The sequence below is a fragment of the Hymenobacter cellulosilyticus genome, from assembly GCF_022919215.1.
Classification (GTDB): Bacteria; Bacteroidota; Bacteroidia; order Cytophagales; family Hymenobacteraceae; genus Hymenobacter; species Hymenobacter cellulosilyticus.
On record NZ_CP095046.1, the window covers coordinates 1,486,952 to 1,504,234 of the forward strand.

Consider the following 17,283-nt stretch of genomic DNA (forward strand, 5'->3'; position numbering starts at 1 on the left):
GGCTATCCTCTAGCTTCACTACCATGAAATACACTACTTCTGCGGCCGTGCTGGCAATGGCTTTCCTGGCTTCCTGCGGTGGCAAGCAAGATCCGGCCGCTGAGCTGGCTAAGCTGAAACAAGAGCAGGCCGCCAACCAGGCCAAGATTGCCGAACTGGAAGCCAAAACCGGTGCTGCCGGCGCCGACAGCTCGGAAGTACAGGCCACGCCGGTTAGCATTATGAAGGTGCAGCCCGAGAGCTTCAAGAGCTACCTCGAAGTGCAGGGCCGCGTCGATTTCGACGAAAACGCCAGCGTGTCGCCCCGGGTACCGGGTGTGCTCACCAGCATCCGGGTGCAGCGCGGCGACCGGGTAAGCAAGGGCCAGGTGCTGGCTACCCAGGACGCGGCCGTGCTCGAGTCGGGCATTGCTGAGCTGCGCACCCGCCTGGAGCTGGCCAAGGTGGTATACGAAAAGCAGGCTCGCCTGTGGAAGCAGGAAATCGGGACCGAAATCCAGTACCTGCAGGCTAAGAACAACTACGAGGCCCTGCAGCGCAGCCTGGCTACCCAGCAGCGGCAGCGCGCCCAGTACAACGTGGTGGCCCCCTTCAGCGGGGTTGTCGACGACGTGCCGGCCAAAGTGGGTGAAAACGGTGGCCCGGGCGTGCCGGTGGTACGCCTGCTGAGCGGCAGCGGCGGTAAAATCATTGCCGACGTGTCGGAAGCCTACGCCAACCAGATTAAGGTGGGCGACAAAGCCCTGATCAGCGTGGCCGACCTCGGCGGCGAAGATATTCCGGCTTCGGTGCGCGTGGTAAGCCGCACGATTAACCCCGCCAGCCGCACCTTCTCGGTGGAATTCCGGTTGAATAAGGCCGTGCCCGAGCTGCGCCCCAACATGGTAGCCACGGTGCGCATCCAGAACTACACCCGCGCCAACGCCACGGTATTGCCGGTGGATTTGGTTCAGAAGGACGAGCAGAACAGCTACGTGTTTGTAGTGGAGCAGAAGGGCGGCCAGAAAATAGCGGCCAAGCGCGTCATCAAAACCGGCGCTACTTATAACGGTAAAATTGAAGTAACCCAGGGTCTTACGACCAACGACCAGGTGATTTCCGCCGGGTATCAGAATTTGAACGAAGGACAGGTAGTAACCCTGTAGAAGGTCTTCGCCAGCGCCCGGCTTAGCTGCCCGGCGCTGGTAACCTGCCTCTCTACACCGTACGGACACACGAGCCGGGAATACAGGATCAGGAAGTAATCAACGTCGGGTGGCTGTCAGCTGCCCCTACTTCAGTACCATGCAGGATATCGAAAAAGAGTTTGGGCCAACCAGTTGGTCCATCAATAATAAGACGAGTATTTACATCATCACGCTGCTGCTGTGCGTGGCGGGGATTTTTGCCTACATCAAGCTGGGCAAAGAGAAATTCCCCGACATCGTGATTCCGCGCATCATCGTGGCCACCATTTACCCCGGCACCTCGCCGGCCGACATCGAGAACCTGGTAACGCGCCAACTCGAAAAGGAAATCAAGAGCGTAAACGGGGTGAAGAAAATCAACTCCACCTCCAATCAGGACTATTGTATTGTAGACGTGGAGTTTAGCTCCGGCGTCGACGTGCAGTACGCCAAGCAGCTCATCAAGGACGCCGTGGACAAGGCCAGCTCGGAGCTGCCCAACGACCTGCCCACGCCGCCCACCGTGCAGGAAGTAAACCTGTCGGAGCTGCCGATCATGAACGTCAACCTGGCCGGTAACCTGCCCGCCGCCCAGCTCAAGAAGCTGGCCGACGACTTCCAGGACCGGATTGAAGCCCTGCCCGAAATCACCCGGGTCGACATCATCGGCGCCCTGGAACAGCAGGTAAACGTGGACGTGGACTTGTATAAGCTGCGCGCCGCCCGCCTGGGCTTCAGCGACATTCAGGGTGCCATTGCCCGGGAGAACATCACCATCTCGGGTGGCTCCATCGACGTGGGCAGCCAGAAGCGCGCCGTGCGTGTGGCTGGTCAGTACGTGAATGCCTCGGACATTGCCAACATTCAGATCAAGAACCTGAGCGGCTCGGCCGTGCGCCTCGGCGACATTGCTACCGTAGAGGATGCTTTCAAGGACCGGGAGTCGTTTGCCCGTCTCGACGGCAAGAATGCCATTACCCTGAACGTGATTAAACGCCAGGGCGAAAACCTGATTGACGCCTCCGATAAAATCAAGCTGATTGTAGAGGACGCCCAGAAAACGCTGCCCAAGGAGCTGAAAATCACCATCACCGGTGACACCTCCAACGACACCCGCGTAACCCTGCACGACCTGATTAATACCATCATCATCGGCTTCCTGCTGGTGACGCTGATCCTGATGTTCTTCATGGGTACCACCAACGCCCTGTTCGTGGGCTTGTCGGTACCAATTTCGATGTTCCTGGCGTTTTTGCTCATTCCCGTGTTCGACTTCTCGCTGAACATGATTGTGCTCTTCGCCTTCCTGCTGGCCCTGGGTATTGTGGTCGATGACGCCATTGTGGTTATCGAAAACACCCACCGCCTGTTGCACGAGCACCCTGAGCTGACGACGGCGCAGGCCGCTAAGTACGCCGCCGGTGAGGTATTCGTGCCGGTATTGGCTGGTACTCTGACCACGGTAGCGCCTTTCGTGCCGCTGCTGTTCTGGCCCGGTATCGTGGGTAGCTTCATGTACTACCTGCCCGTGACGCTCATCATCACCCTGATGTCGTCCCTGGTCGTGGCTTTCATCATGAACCCGGTGTTTGCCGTGTCATTCATGCAGCGCGAAGACCACCACAGCGGTGAGAAGCCCAAGCTGACCAAGAACTTCCTGATTGCCATGGGTGTGCTGCTGCTCATTGCCCTGATTGGCTACGTAACCGGCTCGACCTTCACCGGCAACCTGTTCGTGACCATCATTGTCCTGTGCTTCCTCGACCGATTCGTGTTCGTGCACATGATTGCCGGGTTCCAGACCAAGGTGCTGCCCCGCTTCATGGATGGCTACGCCAATCTGGTAGCCTGGGCCCTGCGCCATCCCGCGCTGGTAATGATCAGCGTACTGGTGCTGGGGGTGGTATCGTTCTTCGCCGTGGGTGCTCGGCAGCCTAAGGTGGACTTCTTCCCCAAGGGTGACCCGAAATTCGTGTACACCTACCTGAAAATGCCGGTGGGCACGCGGGTAGAGGTAACTGACTCGGTAGCCAAGGTGCTGGAGAAGCGTATCTATGGTGTTATTGGCAACAATAACCCCGACGTGGAATCGGTGATTACCAACGTGGCCATCGGTGCCGCCGACCCCGGCGAAGCTTCGGCCGCTGGTACGTCACAGTCGAACCTGGCCAAGATTGGCGTTGCCTTCAAGGAGCTCAGCGAGCGGACCGGTCCGGCAACCAGCATCTACATGGATAAAATCCGGGAGGTGGTAAAAGGTATTCCCGGCGCCGAAATCTCGGTTGACCAGGAATCCAGCGGACCGCCCACGGGTAAGCCCATTGCCATCGAGGTGATGGGCGACGACTACCCAAAACTGGCCGCCCTGTCGAAGGATGTGATTACCTACATCAACTCGAAAAAAATCGGCGGCATCGAGCAGCTGCGTTCCAACCTGGAAGACCGCAACCCCGAAATTGCGGTAAACATCGACCGGACCCGCGCTAACCGTGAAGGCATCAGCACGGCGCAGATCGGGGTGGAAGTGCGGACGGCCATTTACGGCTCGGAAGCCAGCAAATTCAAAACCGCTGACGACGACTACCCGATTCAGGTGCGCTACGCCAAGCCTTACCGCGCCGACGTGGACGCCATCATGAACTCGCCGCTGACCTTCCGCGACGCGACGGGCCAGATGCGCCAAGTGCCGATTTCGTCGGTAGCCGATGTGAAATACAGCACGACCTACGGCGGTATCAAGCGTAAGGACGTGAAGCGGGTAATTACCATCTCTTCCAACGTGCTCAACGGCTTTACCGGTCCCGACGTGGCCCGGCAGGTGGAAACGGCGCTGAAGGCTTACCCCCTGCCCGCTGGCTACACCCTGAAAATGGGTGGCGCTGAGGAAGACCAGAAAGAAACCAGCGACTTCCTGCCGCTGGCCGGCTTAGGCGCCCTGGGCCTGATCTTCATCATTCTGGTTACGCAGTTCAACTCGTTCAGCAAGCCGGTTATCATCCTGACAGAGGTTATCTTCTCCATCATCGGGGTACTGCTGGGCCTGGCCATTACGGGCATGAACGTGAGTATCGTAATGACCGGCGTGGGCATCATCGCCCTGGCGGGTATCGTGGTGAAAAACGGTATTCTACTGGTCGAATTCACCGATATGCTCCGCTCCCAGGGTATGCCGCTCAAAGAGGCCATCATCCTGGCCGGCCGCACCCGTCTGAACCCGGTAATCCTGACGGCTACGGCCGCCACGCTGGGCCTGATTCCGCTGGCTATCGGTCTGAACGTCGACTTCTACGAGCTGTTCAACTCCCTGAATCCCCACTTCTTCATCGGTGGTGAATCGGTAACGTTCTGGGGCCCCCTGGCCTGGACCATCATTTTCGGCTTGGTGTTTGCCACCGGAATCACCCTGCTGGTAGTGCCCGTTATGTACCTGATCAGCGAAAAGCTGCGGGAAAAAATAACCGGCCGCTCGGCAGATCACCTTGCAACCGATTCGACTAAAACTGACTCCCCAGTTCGGAGAGAAGTGTTGGCCGAAGCGTAACATACATTCTCGGCCCTCTTAACCCTTTGGTTCAACGTCGTTTCTTATGCGTTCTTCAACGACTTCCGCCCCAAATCCATTCAGCAGCAGGTGCTGCGAATTATCAGCAAGCGTAAAGCCATCAAACCAACTCGCTTGCGCGTGAGCAGCAACCTGAGCCAGGAACTGGGCTTCGATACGGTAGATGTCGTGGATATCATCCTCGAAATTGAGCGTAACTTTCACATCACCATCCCCGACGAGGTGCCGCTGAGCACCGTCGGCGACTTTGTGACCTACGTGGCTACTCATACGCCCTCCCACGATTGGGCTGCGTAGCCAGCGCTTCGTATCACAAAAAGAAAGGCTCCCAACGCAAGTTGGGAGCCTTTCTTTTTGCTGGGTTGCTAGCGCGTCTTAGCGCACGTTGCCACCAGTATCCAGCGCACCGTCGTTGCCTTGGCGGCTGCTGTCGCCGCGGTTGGCAATATCGTCGGCGTGGGGCTTCACGTCCGTTTTGGGAGCTGGGTCGTTGGGGCCGGTTAGGCTGGGGTTGGGGTTACTGCTGTCGGGGGAAGAGATGCCCGAATCGGTGTCCGATACCCGGCTGTTGGTAGGCTGGCCCAGGTCAACCTTGCCGGCGCGCTTCGTCGATTCGGAGCTTTCCTGACCGTGGAAGCCGTCCATCAGCGAAGCGTCCGAGGTCTGGTGCACCGAGTGCTCAGGCTTGGGGCCGGAGTTGGCGGTAGTGCCGTCCGAGGACTGCATGGTAGTGGCCGGGCCGGGCTTTATGTCGGTAGCTTCGGTCACCACAATGGGGCGGCTCCGTTCCCACTCCTTAAACTTATCCATCTCGCCGGTCAGGGTGCTGGTAAACCAGGCTACCAGGGCTACGTCGTCGAGCAGGCCCAGCACTGGGATGAAGTCCGGAATCAGGTCGATGGGGCTCAGGAAGTAAATGACTACGGCAATGGCCGCCACGATGGTGGGCGTAGGCAAGCCGGTATACTCGCCCGAAACCGACGTTTTGATCAGGCGGAACAGAATCTGGAGGTTTTCCCAGGCTTCGTGGGCCATGGTGCCCACGTCGTTCTTTTCACTGGCTTTCTGGTAAGCATCGTTCAGCAGCTGCTTCACGCGCGTGGGACGTTTAATATAGTCCTCAGCTTTGCCAAGGAACTTCTTAAAGATTGGGGAGCCGGCAATGTCGGAGCCTTTGGGGTTATTCTTATCCATGGGAGAGGGGGTAAATTTGGGGCCAAGCTACAAAATGAGCGCCTGACCGTGGCGGATTCACTATATACGCCCTAATACTGGTTCGGCGCAAAATGGTTATTGCTGCCCGCGGAGAGGGCTAAAAACGACAAAAGCCCCGTTCGGAGGAACGAGGCTTTGCTACTTAGATACGGTCGGCGGCCGGTTAGTTGAGGTCTACGCGGCCGGCGGCGTAAAAGTTGCGGTGGTAGTAAGGCTGATTCAGCGAGCTGATCATGACGCCGCCGTTCGTAGCCGAGTGGGCAAACTTGCCGTCCTGCAGGTAGATACCCACGTGGTAGATAGGCTGGCCGGGGCCGCGACGGAAGAATACCAAGTCGCCGCTTTGCATCTCGTCTTTGCCTACACGCTTCACCTTCTCAAACATCGAGCGGGAGCTGCGCTGCAGCGTAATGCCGTATACTTCCTTGAAAACGCGGGTTACGAAGCCGGAGCAGTCGGTACCCGACTTGGAGTTGCTGCCGTAGCGGTAGGGCGTCCCGATCCAATCGGTGACGGTGCGGAGCAGGTTCTGGTCTTCGTTATAGGTCAGCTTGAGGCCCAGGGCCTGGGAGTAGTGGCTGTAGGCAGCGGAGTCGCTGGCAGTAGCCAGGGGGCGATTTTCGTCACCATTGTCGCCCGAGAAGTCGGGCAGGAGGGAGGCAGTGGCTACTACTGAGGCACCGCTAAAGGTAGTGGAGGATTCGGGAGCGTATTCGAAGAAAAAAGAGAGGGCCAGCGAGGCAGCGGCGAGGCAATACAGGATACTGTTTTTCATTGTCCGTCGTAGGGTGGCAAAATCTCCGTTTCCGAGGTAGCAGGGAAGCCGAAGTACTTTGTTTTTTCGTGAGGTTTGGGTTCCTTAAACCACCGAAAAGAGAATCGATTGAGGGGGTAATGCGGGTTGAAAACAGACGGTTTCTGCCTTCCCCGTTTGTTAAAGCTAACCCATTAAATTTTAAACGTCCTAGTTTCTACCCCTAAATCGCCAAAAGTTCTTTATAAAGTATAATATAATATCAAAATAGTAGTTGAGCTTGATGCAACTACCCATCTAGAATAGGCGTATACTCGGCCCTCAGTTTTTGCCCTATGGAATTGCCTCGTATTGTTGAGAATTCGCCCTGGGCGCGCCTTGCGCGTTTGAAGCTCAAAGCCGGCAGCGTAGCTATGGTGCTGGGTAGCAGCATTCACCTGAGTGGAGCCACCCGGGAGCAGTTCCTGAGCGACCCGTACTGGGTGGCCCACGAAATGGAGCACATCCGTCAGTTTCAGCAGTATGGCCGCCTGGGTTTTCTGTGGCGCTACCTGCTCGACTGGGCCAAGCACGGCTACTACAATATACCCTTCGAAGTGCAGGCCCGCGAAGCCGGAGAGCGGGACGCGGTACTCTATGCAGCCGGCCGGCCCTTGCCCGGCCCCGAGCAGCGCCACCCGACGCCGAAGGGAAGTTAATGAGCTACTGTGAGGAATGGGGGAGAATATGTCCTTGCGAGGCGCAGCCGTGGCCATCCGTCCTCTACGCAGTACGACGCGTCCTTTTACCAGAAAGCCCTTTACTACATACCAGTAGTAAAGGGCTTTTCACTTCAGAAGGCTCAGCACATTTCAGAGGACGGATTGCTTCGCGTTGCTCGCAAGGACACGTATCATTAAACATCACTTCACCATTTCACCATTTACAAAGCGGCGAGGCGGCCGCCGTCGACGGCCAGGGTGGAGCCGTTGATAAAGTTGGCTTCGGGGGAAGCCAGGAAGCAGATGGCAGAGGCCAGCTCCTCGGGCGTACCGACCTGCCCGGTAATTTTCTCCTTGCCGCTTTTCACGTTGGGGTTGCTCCAGAGCATGGGCGTGTCGACGGCGCCGGGTGCAATGGCGTTGACCCGGGCCTGGGTATGCGGAATTTCGAGGCTCAGTCCCCGTACGAAGGCCTCAATGGCTCCCTTGCTGGCCGCGTAGGGCACCACGTTGGGCGTGGTCTGGTGGGCGTGTACTGAGCTGACGACGACAATGCTGCCGCCCTGCATGTGGGGCAGGCAAAGCTGGCACAGACGGAAAAAGGCCCGCAGGTTGACGGCCATCAGCGTATCCCACTGTTTAGGGTCTAGCGTCAGAATAGGCTCGAAGGTCATCATGGCCGCGTCGTTGATCAGGACGTCGATGCGATGCCAGGTGGCCAGGGTGCGCTCCACGGCCCGCCGCAGTTGGGCGTCCTTGCCCACGTCGGTCCGAATGAAAATGGCCTCTCCCTGCTCGGCTTTGATGTCGCGCACCACCTCCCGGCCTTCTTCGGCATTGCGCCCCAGCACTACTACCTTCCCGCCTTCCCGGGCCAACTGCATAACGGTAGCGCGGCCAATGCCGGAGGTGCCGCCGGTTACAAAGCATACTTTATCCTGAAAACGCTTTTCCATCGAATGATTTGTAGTTAGGCTGATACGAATGAATTGCGGTAGGCCGCTCTTGCAAAGACGGTCACCCCGGCATTTGGTTGTGCTACGTGCCAAAGCTGAGCCTTAGCAACCGGCTCCGGCCAGCTGCCAACGAACTTGAACAATTGGGAAACGAGTAAAAAGGCTGACAATCTGGGGCTAGGCTCAGCAACGGCCAAGCGCTGCCGTACTGGACAGTCGCAGCTTCCGGCATCGGCTGATTAGGAATAAAAAGAGGTTTTTTATGAAACCTCAGGGCCGGGGTTTACGAATAGAGACACACTTAGCCGGACGGCTAAGCGAATTTTTTGCCGTACTAACCCACGTATTTGTCATGGAAAACAAGCAGAATCAACCCACCTCGGGTGCCAACGCTACCGGTACCAGCAAATCTGCCAACGCCTCTTCTCCGCAGTCTAGCAGCGCCAATGCCCAAGGTGCCGCCGACTCTCAAAATACTGCTGCTTCTACCTCCAGCTCATCGGCAGGCAGCTCGCCCAACTCCCGTACTACTACTTCGGAATCGGCCTCTAACCAGTCGGAAAACCAAGACCAGAACAAAGACCAGAACCGCAGCCAGGGCAACCAGCAAGGTGCTCAGTCGTGGACGAACATCACTTCGTGGCTCGATGGCAGCAAAGAAATTCCGCAGTCGGTAAAAGACTTTGGTACTAAAGCCCTCGACCAAGTAAACAAGCTCAGCACCACCCAGAAAGTAGTAGGCGGTGCCCTGCTGCTGGGCGGCATCGGCTGGCTCTCGATGCGCTCAGGCGGCAAGTCTTCTTCTAGCCGCGGCAGCTACCGCTCCAAGCCGGACTCCGACTATAGCTCGGGCAAGTCGTACAACTCGGGTGAGAAAGACTACCTAGCCAACTACGGCTCCGGCAACCGCACCAGCGCCTCCAGCCGCTCGGGCCGCTATGGCTCCGATTCGAGCTACGGTTCAGATGCTACTTCGGGCTTCGGCTCGGCATCGGGCTCCAACTCTGATTACCGTTCTTCTTCGAGCAAAGACTCGGGCCAGGGCTACCGCAGCGGCAGCGCTAATACCAGCGCTTCGTCGAGCCTAGGCGATGATGATTATAGCGGCAACCTGTAAATCACAGGAGTTAGCTACAGAAGAAAGCCGGGGGCCACTGCCTCCGGCTTTTTTTATGCCCCTTACTGACTCTGAAAAGCCACTGAATGACAGCCAGAACCACTACATAAGCCTTACTGCGGGCAGCTTCAGAATTTACCCAGAAACGACTGGTTACTTCCTCCTTTGGTAGCCCCGGATTTCTGAGCGTTTCTGTAGTTCATGCTGTTCTTTCACCTTCGTTTGCTATTAGCGCTGCTAGTAGTGCTGGCATCGTCGGCGCCTGGCGAGGCGCAGATTCCATTTTCCAGTCAGGCCGATACGCTTCATAAGTACGAGGAGCCATCCGGCACTGGTGAGCGGCCTGCCGGAGCCTGGTACCAAAAGAAGCTGGTACGCGCCAGCGCCGTGCCCTTGGTACTCATTAGCGCGGGCATTGCCTGTCTGGATAATCATTCGGGCATGGGCAACAACGCGCTGCGCACCCAGATTCAAGCGCACTTTCCGGGCTTTCACACCACCGCCGACAATTATCTGCAGTACATGCCCTACCTGGAACTGGGCACGGCAACGCTCTTTGGCATCCAGTCGCACGATGACCGGCTGAACACGCTGCTGCTGATTGCCAAGTCGGAGCTGCTGATGAGCGCGACGGTAACGGCCGTGAAGTACAGCACCCACATGCTGCGCCCCGATGCTTCGGCTCACAACTCTTTTCCTTCCGGCCACACCGCCCAGGCATTTCTGGCGGCCAGCATTGTGCACGAGGAACTGCGGAATAAAAGCCAGTGGTACGGTGTCGGGGCCTATAGCCTTGCGGCCGGTGTGGGTACGTTGCGCATGCTCAACAACAAGCACTGGGAATCGGATGTACTGGCTGGGGCCGGCTTCGGAATACTCTCGGCGCACCTGGCCTACCTAAGCCACCGCAACCGGTGGGGGCACAAGCCGGTCGACGCCTCCGGCCAGTGGCAGCTGGCCCCGCTGTGGCTGCCCGGCGGTACGGGCTTGTGCGTGCGTTGGCAGCCACGCTAAACGAAGTTTATCCTACTCAGTCAGCCAGTAAAGTCAGGGCAATAAAAAAGCCCGCACGGTCAGAACGACTGTGCGGGCTTTTTTTGTGAGCCTCTTATTGGACTCGAACCAACGACCTGCTCATTACGAATGAGCTGCTCTACCAACTGAGCTAAAGAGGCATTTCCCAGTGAACCTTTCGGCTTGGGGTGGCAAAGATAGGCAGCTCGGAGAACAAGGCGCAAGCAGAAGTGAGAAAAAATTCTGCGAAACACCAATTTGGGCTTATAACCCGGTAGCGACAATTGCCGTTTGGGCTAGGAAACAGCCTCATCCGGCGGCCTTTAGCTGCCGGTTTCTGCCCCTTTACTATGAAAAAGAAGAAATCAGCCCGGCTGCCCCAGGCCCTGGGTAGCGGCTTAGCCGGAGCCCTGGTGCTTACTGTCATCCACGAAACGGCCCGCCACCTCAACCCCGACGCGCCCCGGATGGATGTGCTGGGAATGCGCGGCCTGCGGAAAATTCTGGCCAAAGCCGATGCGCCCCAGCCCGACCACGACACGCTGTTTACCATGACCATGGCCGGTGATATTCTGTCCAATGGGCTCTATTACAGCATGGTGGGTCGGGGTAAAAAAGCGTGGCGGCGCGGGGCACTGCTGGGCTTGGCTGCCGGCGTGGGTGGGGTGCTGCTGCCCGGACCGCTGGGCCTGGGCGAAGCACCCAGCAACCGAACCCGCCAAACCCAGCTTATGACCGTAGCCTGGTACCTGCTCGGGGGCTGGCCGCCGCGGGTGCTTCGCGCTTGTGGAGCCAAGCCCGAAAACCTAAATATTAATCTGCCCGAAGTGAAATGTCAGATTGAAGGCCGCCAGCGGAATCAGGCTCGAAGCAAAGCCTTGGCTTTTGCTGGTGCGCTGCACCGATAAAGTGGAATAATCTTCCTGCTGAGTATTCCAGTTATAGCGTACATACATCTTGCTTTCAATAGAGAAGGAAAGCCGGGGCGTAAGAAAGTATTTTGCCCCCACCAAGGGCTGATACCCAAATCGGTACGGCGATAAACGAGCTTGACGTCCTTCTGCTGCTTTAGCCGCTGGTTGGTGATAGGGTCAGTCGCTTCGAAGAACAGGACGCCGGTCCGGCTGTCAGTAGCGTAGCCCGCAAATACGTCGTAGCCATAGAAAATCTGGAAGCGGCCCAGGGGCTTCTGCCATTCATAGCCGGCCGCCACACCAACGGCCGCGTAGTTGGCTTTCTTCTCCACGATTTGGCCCGTACTGCTGACGTAGTTGACTCTTATAGAGTCTTCGCTGATTTTACCCAGGTCGATAGCCCAGTTCAGATTCAAACGATAGGCGCCCCGGCGCACGGGAATGTTGGTGGCATTCCTCACTATCTCATTTTTGCGAAGCATGAACGTGGTCGAGCGACCTAGGTCATAGGGTGAATAGGCGTTAAGAGGCGAAGCGTAGGTGGAGGGTGAGTAAAGAATGGGCGAAGTAAAACGGGGCAAAATAAACGAGGCATCGACACTGACATCCCACTGATACTGCGGCACCGATGGGCCATCCGACGAGCGTTTTCCAGTCCGGAAGCTGGTGACCTCGTCGCTGGGTGCTGCTGGAGCAACGGAGGCGTTACTGCCCCCAGATGATTGGGCAGCAGTTTGCAGGGAATACAACAGGATAATAGGCAGACAGAGAAATAAGCGGGGCATAAAAAGTGGAAAAGTGAACGGTAGTAAAACGGCAGCAGAAGCCTAGGCCCAAAGAACGCCCCAGTTCTTTATTCTTATATACTATTGGTTAAATAGAAAATATCCGCTGCAAGTCGAAGTCGCGCAGATTCCTCGCTTTCGAGCATCTTTGCAACCTGATGAAAGAACTCCGCAAACTGCTGGTTCGGGCCTTGGGCTTCGAGCGTTATATCCGCCTAGTGAGTCGCGTGTACCTGCGCATGGTGGCGGCCGGGTGGGGGAAGGAGAAGTACCCAGAGCTGTTTTTTCTGGAAAAGCTCATCAAGCCCGGCTTCGTGTGCCTCGACATTGGCGCTAACCTGGGCTACTACTCTGTGGCCCTGTCGCGCCTGAGCGGGCCCACGGGCAAGGTGCTGGCTGTGGAGCCTATTCCGCTGTTTCAGGAAATCTGGCGCGAAAACGTGCGCCTCAGCGGCCACGACAACCTAACGCTGCTGCCGTATGCCCTGGGCGGAGAGAACATGACCGTGCGCATGGGCACGCCCGAGCGCAACGGCCTGCTGCACCACGGCATGACCAAAGTGGCGGCCAGCAACACGGCCGAAACCTATGCCCGCACCTACGAAGTGCCTATGCGCATCCCGGACGAGCTGCTGGCCGATTTGCCCCGGCTCGACTTTGTGAAGTGCGACGTGGAAGGCTTCGAGTCGGAGGTATTCCGCAACATGCAGGCTACGTTGCGCCGCTTCCGGCCCCTGATTCAGACCGAGCTCAACGGCTTGGAAAACCGCCAGACGGTAGTCAACTTGCTGGCTCAGCTGGGCTATAAACCATTTGTGCTGTCCGAGCGTTTGGAACTGGTACCTTGTCCGCCCGACCAACTCACTAGCCCCGTCACGGCCGACTTTTACTTTCAACCCACCAACCCTGTCTCCCCAGCAGCTTCCTGATGGCCAAGTTCCTGCTCATTCTCCTCATCGTTTCCTTTGTTGTCCGGTTTATACTACCGGTTATTCTGCGGCTGCTCGTTGGGCGGTTTGTGCAAAAGCAGGCTCGGCGCTACGGTCAGCAGTTTGGCGGCGCTATGCCCTTCGACGGGGCTTTTGGCAGCCGGCCCGCTCCCAACAGCCCGCCGCCCGGTGGGGGAATGTGCGTGTCGACTTTGTACCGCCCAAACAGGCTCAGCCCAAACCCCAGGATTTCAAAGGGGGAGAATACGTTGATTTCGAGGAAGTAAAATAGAAATTACTGCTTACAAAAAAGGCCCGCGGTACTGCTACCGCGGGCCTTTTTTGTGGAAGCTGACGCTTAAAAGCCGATGCCGATGCGGATGCCTGACCCGGCCTTTTCCTTGGACTGCAGCGAAGTGAAGAAGTCGACGCGCAGGGCTTTGAAGATATGCTCCACGCCAAGGCCCAGCTCGGCATAATGCCCGGCCGTGGGCGTGTAGAGATAATTGATGGTGGCTACTTCCTGCCACTTGAGCTGGCGGAAAGCCGGGAGCTTGTTAAAGAAAAACCCGTTGAAGTGGTGGCTGGCCCGCCCTATTAAGTACCGCTCCGCGGTGCTGTAGCGGTAGTAGTCGAGCAGCTGAAACTGCCGCTCAAAGTCGATGGCAAAGATGGTACGGTTGCCGGCGAAGTGACGGTAATCTACAAAGGTCAGGTCGGAACTGCCCAGGTAGGTGCCGGCCGTGCCGCTGAGGCGGGTTTCGCCAAACAAGCCAAAGCCCAACTCTTTCTGGGCGCCCAGCTCCAGGCGGGTAAAGCGCACGTCGGAACCCAGCACCCCGCGAAAGGCCTGCCGCAGCCCCAGCGACAGGCGCGGGTAGCGGGCATTGTAGAGGTTGAACTTGCCGTCGGGGCGGGTCACGTACTGCTGACCGGGCTGCCAGGTCAGGCCCAAGTCCAGCGTTACGGCCTGGCTGCGGCCGAAGCCCGTGCCCTCGGGCCGCTCCGCCGATTCGGGGCGGTTGGGCGTGAAGGCCCGGCCCGGCACATCCCGCAGCAGCTCCACGGTGGTATTGTAGAGTTCTTTGCGGTCGGCGTAGCTGGCGGCCAAGTTCACGAAGAAGCCGTTGGCTGCCTCGGTGCGGTAGTTGATTTCCAGTCCGTCGCGCTGGTAGTACTTGTTGTAGTTGCGGTTGGCTAGCAGCGTGTAGGTCGTGTTGAGCACCGGGGAATTGAAGGGCGTGTGGGGCTGGTTGTTGTAGGGGTCGAAGTCGAGGATGGTGCGGCCCACGGCAAAGCCGATGCGGCTGAACGACTCGGGCCGGAACGTGTAGCCGCCGCGCAGGCTGGGGCTGAACTGCTTGCTCGAAAAGCCGTAGCGCAGCGCGGGCTCCAGCGAATAGGTACGCCGGTCCTCGTAGCGCTGGGTGTAGGTGGCGTTAAGGTTGAGTACCAGGCCTTCCACCGTGTTGTACACCATCTTGTCGGTCGGCGACTCCACCGAAATAAAGCGCCGCTCGAAGGTGTTGCTGTAGGTGTAGCCGCCCACGAGCAAGCCGAAAAAGCTGGGCTTGTTGCGAATCCGGTCCATGGAATCTTGGTAGGGCTTCGACTTCTGGATAACTTCCACGCTGTCTTTCACGTGGTAGTCCTTGATTTCCTCCTCGCTCAGGGGAATAGGCCGGATAGAGTCCCAATAGGCCTCGGTCCGCTCATTGGCTCCTTTTTCAATCAGCATGACCTGCCCTTTGGGCAAGGGAGCCAGAGCAATGCCACCCTCGGGCAAGGGAACTTCCTGCTTGGCTTTAGTCTTGGCGTCGCGGCGAATGGTGCGGGTAAGGCCCCGTAGCTGAGGCCGCTCCTGCTTGGCCTCGGCCACGGTTTCGCGGTGTACTGGCTCGTTGCTGGGCGCGGGGGTAGGCGCTACTACAGGCTTGTCGGGGTAGGTGGGGGTCACGCGGTAGTTCGACAAGGACGCGTTGATGCTGCCGTTGCCCTTGAAACCCATTCCCTGGGCGCTCAGGCTTACTTTCTGCGACTGAATAATCCAGGCCTGCGGGTGGCTGGGGCCGGAGCATACAGGATTTCAACCCGCAGCTTGTCCACGTACTCGATGCCCGAGTTGGAGTCCAGGCTCAAATCGAGGCTGTGCAGGCGCCAGGTTCCGTCTTCGGCAATGTAGATAAAGCCTGAAAACGCAGGGTCAATCCGGTGTCGGGGCGTGACGCGGATTTTATTGATGGTGATGCCGTTCTGCACCGAGGTACCCACCAACTCGTAGCGGTAAAACTGCATGGCGTTCTGCGCCACCGGCGACACGAATCCCCGCTCGGAAAAGCCTGACTGCAGCAAGTTGTCGTAAAAATTAAAGCTCTTGGAAGCCCGGTTGAAGCTGAAGCCCTTGCTGCTGCCGCTCACCCGCGACGAAATCATGCGCTCCTGAATCTTGCCCGGCTGCCGGAAGCTCATGTCCGACAACGACTCCGACAAATACACCACGCCCGGCTTGATGTCGGGCCCTACTTTCACCAGGCCCATAATCTTGCCTGGCACGTCGGTGAGGCGGATAATGGACTTGATATACATGCGGGCCGTGAAGGCGGCCACTTCGGCCCGGTGGTACTTGCGCCAGTCGATGGCGTGCTGCACTATGGCGTAGGCCGGGTCCCGGTCGGAAGCTCGGATGAGGACTTCGCCCAGGTTGTAGTTTTCAGGCGTCAGCGTCACGTTGAGCACCGTGGCGGTGTCGCCGCCCGCTACGGTCAGCTTTTCCACCCGGGGCTTGAAGCCCACATACTGGTAGACAATTTCGTAGGCGCCTGCCTCCAGGCGCAGCTGGTAGTTGCCCTGCTCGTTGGAGGCTGAGCTGGTAGCCGAGCCCCGCACGGCCACGTTGGCAAACGCCAGCGGCTCGCCCTTGGGGTCGGTGATTTTGCCGCGCACAATGCCCGCCCAGGTGGCTGTAGTACCAAGCAATAAACTAAAGAAGAGCAGATAACGCAGCATGGCAGGATAGGTCATAGGAACCGTGAAGGTAGATGAAATACCCTGGGCAATGGTTGCTTACATCAGGCTTAAGCTATGTTTCATCTAACTCTTCAGTAAGATACTGCCTTATTCAAAACTGCCGGACACAAAAAAGGACGACCCGAGAGTCGTCCTTTCTGTACTATTCAAAAGCTGGCTTGCTACACAAACAGCGTGGTTTTGTTGTCCACGAAGTTGCGGGCAATGGCTTTTACTTTCACGTAGTCCAAAGGCTCGTCGAAAGCCTCCGAAGCGGCAGCAGTTGAAATCGAGCTGTCGGTCGTAATAGTGCGGCCGGCCTGCACCACGTTGTCTTCCGCGGGAAAAGTGATGCCAGTGGGTACGCCGGCAGGAACCGGATTGGTGCCAGGACCGTACACGTCGGCCGTCGAAGGATTTGTGTTTGGCGAAGGACCGCCCTGGTCAGTACCCGAAATCCAGCTTTTGGGCGAGAGTTTGGGGTCGGCACCGGCGGGGGTGGTAGCCGCGGCGGCTCCCGAAACCCCAGCGGCCAGGCCGCGACGGATGGTGCGGATGTGGGAGCTGTGCCGAGCTTCCACGGAGTGGATGTTCAGAGCAGCTTCCAGAATGTCCTTGTTGCTCATCAGGAAGGGAGCCCCACCTTTATAAGCCCGAACACCGGTATCGACAAAAGACTGAGCTACGCCGAAGTATAGGGCCGTGCCACCAGGCAGCAGAGCTGGGGCAAATGGTCCGGTTCGGCTGCCTTTACCACCGCTGTAGTCGAAAGCGGCGCGGCCGGGGTCCGGAATAGCAGCGGCGCCCAAGGCCTCGCGCAGCACCTTGATGTGGCCACCCTCGTCGTTGCGGATCTTCTCGATGGCAGGACGGTCGGCGTTGGGAATTAGGCCCTGTACGTTCAGGCCCGTGTCGTAAAAGTAGTACTCCAGATACTCCAGGCTCAGGGCCAGGTTCAGCACGTCGTTTACCGACGGGCCAGCGGTTTGGCCATAGGCCTTATTGAACAAAGCGCCCACAAAGCCGGGAATAGCAGCAGCGGTTAGCTTTTTGCCCATGCCGGTGAGGTGCTTGAACACCCGGCGACGCGAGTCAAACCGGTCGTAAACCTCGGGGTCTACTTTTTCAATTTCCTTGATTATTTGGAACAGATCCATAACTGAA

At 57.9% G+C, this 17,283-nt stretch carries 15 protein-coding genes, 1 tRNA gene and 1 pseudogene; 9 read left to right on the plus strand and 8 right to left on the minus strand.

Features of this window, described 5'->3' with window-relative positions:
- Positions 1 to 23 precede the first annotated feature (23 nt).
- The 3 genes from MUN79_RS07375 (at position 24) to MUN79_RS07385 (ending at position 5,025) form a co-directional block, all read left to right on the plus strand.
- The gene (locus MUN79_RS07375) at positions 24 to 1,145 is read left to right on the plus strand and encodes an efflux RND transporter periplasmic adaptor subunit (RefSeq protein ID WP_244677082.1); all 1,122 of its coding nucleotides are present in this window, start codon (positions 24 to 26) and stop codon (positions 1,143 to 1,145) included.
- Between the two features lie 139 nt (positions 1,146 to 1,284).
- On the plus strand, positions 1,285 to 4,707 hold the full coding sequence (locus tag MUN79_RS07380; RefSeq protein WP_244677083.1) for an efflux RND transporter permease subunit: 3,423 nt from the start codon (positions 1,285 to 1,287) through the stop codon (positions 4,705 to 4,707).
- Positions 4,708 to 4,797: 90 nt separating this feature from the next.
- On the plus strand, positions 4,798 to 5,025 hold the full coding sequence (locus tag MUN79_RS07385; RefSeq protein WP_244677084.1) for an acyl carrier protein: 228 nt from the start codon (positions 4,798 to 4,800) through the stop codon (positions 5,023 to 5,025).
- Between the two features lie 543 nt (positions 5,026 to 5,568).
- On the opposite strand, the pseudogene MUN79_RS30730 reads toward MUN79_RS07385, so the two are convergent.
- Positions 5,569 to 5,922 (minus strand): annotated as a pseudogene (locus tag MUN79_RS30730) (YkvA family protein); the annotation flags it as partial.
- A gap of 184 nt (positions 5,923 to 6,106) precedes the next feature.
- Positions 6,107 to 6,718 carry a C40 family peptidase gene (locus MUN79_RS07395; protein WP_244677085.1) on the minus strand — a complete coding sequence of 204 codons (612 nt, stop codon included), beginning with the start codon at positions 6,716 to 6,718 and terminating at the stop codon, positions 6,107 to 6,109.
- Between the two features lie 314 nt (positions 6,719 to 7,032).
- Here MUN79_RS07395 and MUN79_RS07400 point away from each other — a divergent pair, with 314 nt between their 5' ends.
- Entirely contained in the window at positions 7,033 to 7,395 is a 363-nt protein-coding gene (locus MUN79_RS07400; RefSeq protein ID WP_244677086.1) for a hypothetical protein, read from the plus strand.
- A 224-nt stretch (positions 7,396 to 7,619) separates the two neighbouring features.
- Here the strand turns inward: MUN79_RS07400 and MUN79_RS07405 are convergent, their stop codons facing one another.
- Positions 7,620 to 8,354: an SDR family NAD(P)-dependent oxidoreductase gene (locus MUN79_RS07405; RefSeq protein ID WP_244677087.1), complete on the minus strand. Its 735-nt coding sequence runs from the start codon at positions 8,352 to 8,354 to the stop codon at positions 7,620 to 7,622.
- A 352-nt stretch (positions 8,355 to 8,706) separates the two neighbouring features.
- Between MUN79_RS07405 and MUN79_RS07410 the strand changes: the two genes are divergently transcribed.
- Positions 8,707 to 9,471 carry a hypothetical protein gene (locus MUN79_RS07410; RefSeq protein ID WP_244677088.1) on the plus strand — a complete coding sequence of 255 codons (765 nt, stop codon included), beginning with the start codon at positions 8,707 to 8,709 and terminating at the stop codon, positions 9,469 to 9,471.
- A gap of 201 nt (positions 9,472 to 9,672) precedes the next feature.
- Positions 9,673 to 10,485 (plus strand): phosphatase PAP2 family protein, encoded by an 813-nt coding sequence (locus tag MUN79_RS07415; RefSeq protein ID WP_244677089.1) that lies wholly within the window; start codon positions 9,673 to 9,675, stop codon positions 10,483 to 10,485.
- Positions 10,486 to 10,573: 88 nt separating this feature from the next.
- Here the strand turns inward: MUN79_RS07415 and MUN79_RS07420 are convergent.
- Positions 10,574 to 10,646 (minus strand) — tRNA-Thr (locus tag MUN79_RS07420).
- A 189-nt stretch (positions 10,647 to 10,835) separates the two neighbouring features.
- On the opposite strand from MUN79_RS07420, the gene MUN79_RS07425 reads away from it, so the two are divergent.
- Positions 10,836 to 11,393, plus strand: a complete 558-nt coding sequence (locus MUN79_RS07425; RefSeq protein ID WP_244677090.1) for a hypothetical protein — start codon at positions 10,836 to 10,838, stop codon at positions 11,391 to 11,393.
- Here the strand turns inward: MUN79_RS07425 and MUN79_RS07430 are convergent.
- Entirely contained in the window at positions 11,345 to 12,184 is an 840-nt protein-coding gene (locus tag MUN79_RS07430) for a hypothetical protein (RefSeq protein WP_244677091.1), read from the minus strand. The genes MUN79_RS07425 and MUN79_RS07430 overlap by 49 nt on opposite strands.
- 158 nt (positions 12,185 to 12,342) lie before the next feature.
- Between MUN79_RS07430 and MUN79_RS07435 the strand changes: the two genes are divergently transcribed.
- Positions 12,343 to 13,113: an FkbM family methyltransferase gene (locus MUN79_RS07435; protein ID WP_244677092.1), complete on the plus strand. Its 771-nt coding sequence runs from the start codon at positions 12,343 to 12,345 to the stop codon at positions 13,111 to 13,113.
- Positions 13,113 to 13,400 (plus strand): hypothetical protein, encoded by a 288-nt coding sequence (locus tag MUN79_RS07440; RefSeq protein ID WP_244677093.1) that lies wholly within the window; start codon positions 13,113 to 13,115, stop codon positions 13,398 to 13,400. Before MUN79_RS07435 ends, MUN79_RS07440 begins: the two co-directional genes overlap by 1 nt.
- Positions 13,401 to 13,471: 71 nt before the next feature.
- Here the strand turns inward: MUN79_RS07440 and MUN79_RS07445 are convergent, their stop codons facing one another.
- The 3 genes from MUN79_RS07445 to MUN79_RS07455 all read right to left on the minus strand — a co-directional run bounded on the left by MUN79_RS07445 (position 13,472) and on the right by MUN79_RS07455 (position 17,276).
- Entirely contained in the window at positions 13,472 to 15,121 is a 1,650-nt protein-coding gene (locus MUN79_RS07445; RefSeq protein WP_244677094.1) for a DUF5686 family C-terminal domain-containing protein, read from the minus strand.
- 17 nt (positions 15,122 to 15,138) lie between these two features.
- Positions 15,139 to 16,134 carry a DUF5686 and carboxypeptidase-like regulatory domain-containing protein gene (locus MUN79_RS07450; protein WP_244677095.1) on the minus strand — a complete coding sequence of 332 codons (996 nt, stop codon included), beginning with the start codon at positions 16,132 to 16,134 and terminating at the stop codon, positions 15,139 to 15,141.
- A gap of 167 nt (positions 16,135 to 16,301) precedes the next feature.
- Positions 16,302 to 17,276, minus strand: a complete 975-nt coding sequence (locus MUN79_RS07455) for a ferritin-like domain-containing protein (RefSeq protein WP_244677096.1) — start codon at positions 17,274 to 17,276, stop codon at positions 16,302 to 16,304.
- Between the last annotated feature and the right edge of the window lie 7 nt (positions 17,277 to 17,283).

Coding starts and splice junctions, on each gene's coding strand:
- MUN79_RS07400 (WP_244677086.1), top strand. CDS start 7,033: ATGGAATTGCCTCGTATTGTTGAGAATTCGCCCTGGGCGCGCCTTGCG.
- MUN79_RS07415 (WP_244677089.1), top strand. CDS start 9,673: ATGCTGTTCTTTCACCTTCGTTTGCTATTAGCGCTGCTAGTAGTGCTG.
- MUN79_RS07410 (WP_244677088.1), top strand. CDS start 8,707: ATGGAAAACAAGCAGAATCAACCCACCTCGGGTGCCAACGCTACCGGT.
- MUN79_RS07450 (WP_244677095.1), bottom strand. CDS start 16,134: ATGACCTATCCTGCCATGCTGCGTTATCTGCTCTTCTTTAGTTTATTG.
- MUN79_RS07430 (WP_244677091.1), bottom strand. CDS start 12,184: ATGCCCCGCTTATTTCTCTGTCTGCCTATTATCCTGTTGTATTCCCTG.
- MUN79_RS07380 (WP_244677083.1), top strand. CDS start 1,285: ATGCAGGATATCGAAAAAGAGTTTGGGCCAACCAGTTGGTCCATCAAT.
- MUN79_RS07395 (WP_244677085.1), bottom strand. CDS start 6,718: ATGAAAAACAGTATCCTGTATTGCCTCGCCGCTGCCTCGCTGGCCCTC.
- MUN79_RS07445 (WP_244677094.1), bottom strand. CDS start 15,121: ATGGGTTTCAAGGGCAACGGCAGCATCAACGCGTCCTTGTCGAACTAC.
- MUN79_RS07435 (WP_244677092.1), top strand. CDS start 12,343: ATGAAAGAACTCCGCAAACTGCTGGTTCGGGCCTTGGGCTTCGAGCGT.
- MUN79_RS07405 (WP_244677087.1), bottom strand. CDS start 8,354: ATGGAAAAGCGTTTTCAGGATAAAGTATGCTTTGTAACCGGCGGCACC.
- MUN79_RS07440 (WP_244677093.1), top strand. CDS start 13,113: ATGGCCAAGTTCCTGCTCATTCTCCTCATCGTTTCCTTTGTTGTCCGG.
- MUN79_RS07425 (WP_244677090.1), top strand. CDS start 10,836: ATGAAAAAGAAGAAATCAGCCCGGCTGCCCCAGGCCCTGGGTAGCGGC.
- MUN79_RS07455 (WP_244677096.1), bottom strand. CDS start 17,276: ATGGATCTGTTCCAAATAATCAAGGAAATTGAAAAAGTAGACCCCGAG.
- MUN79_RS07375 (WP_244677082.1), top strand. CDS start 24: ATGAAATACACTACTTCTGCGGCCGTGCTGGCAATGGCTTTCCTGGCT.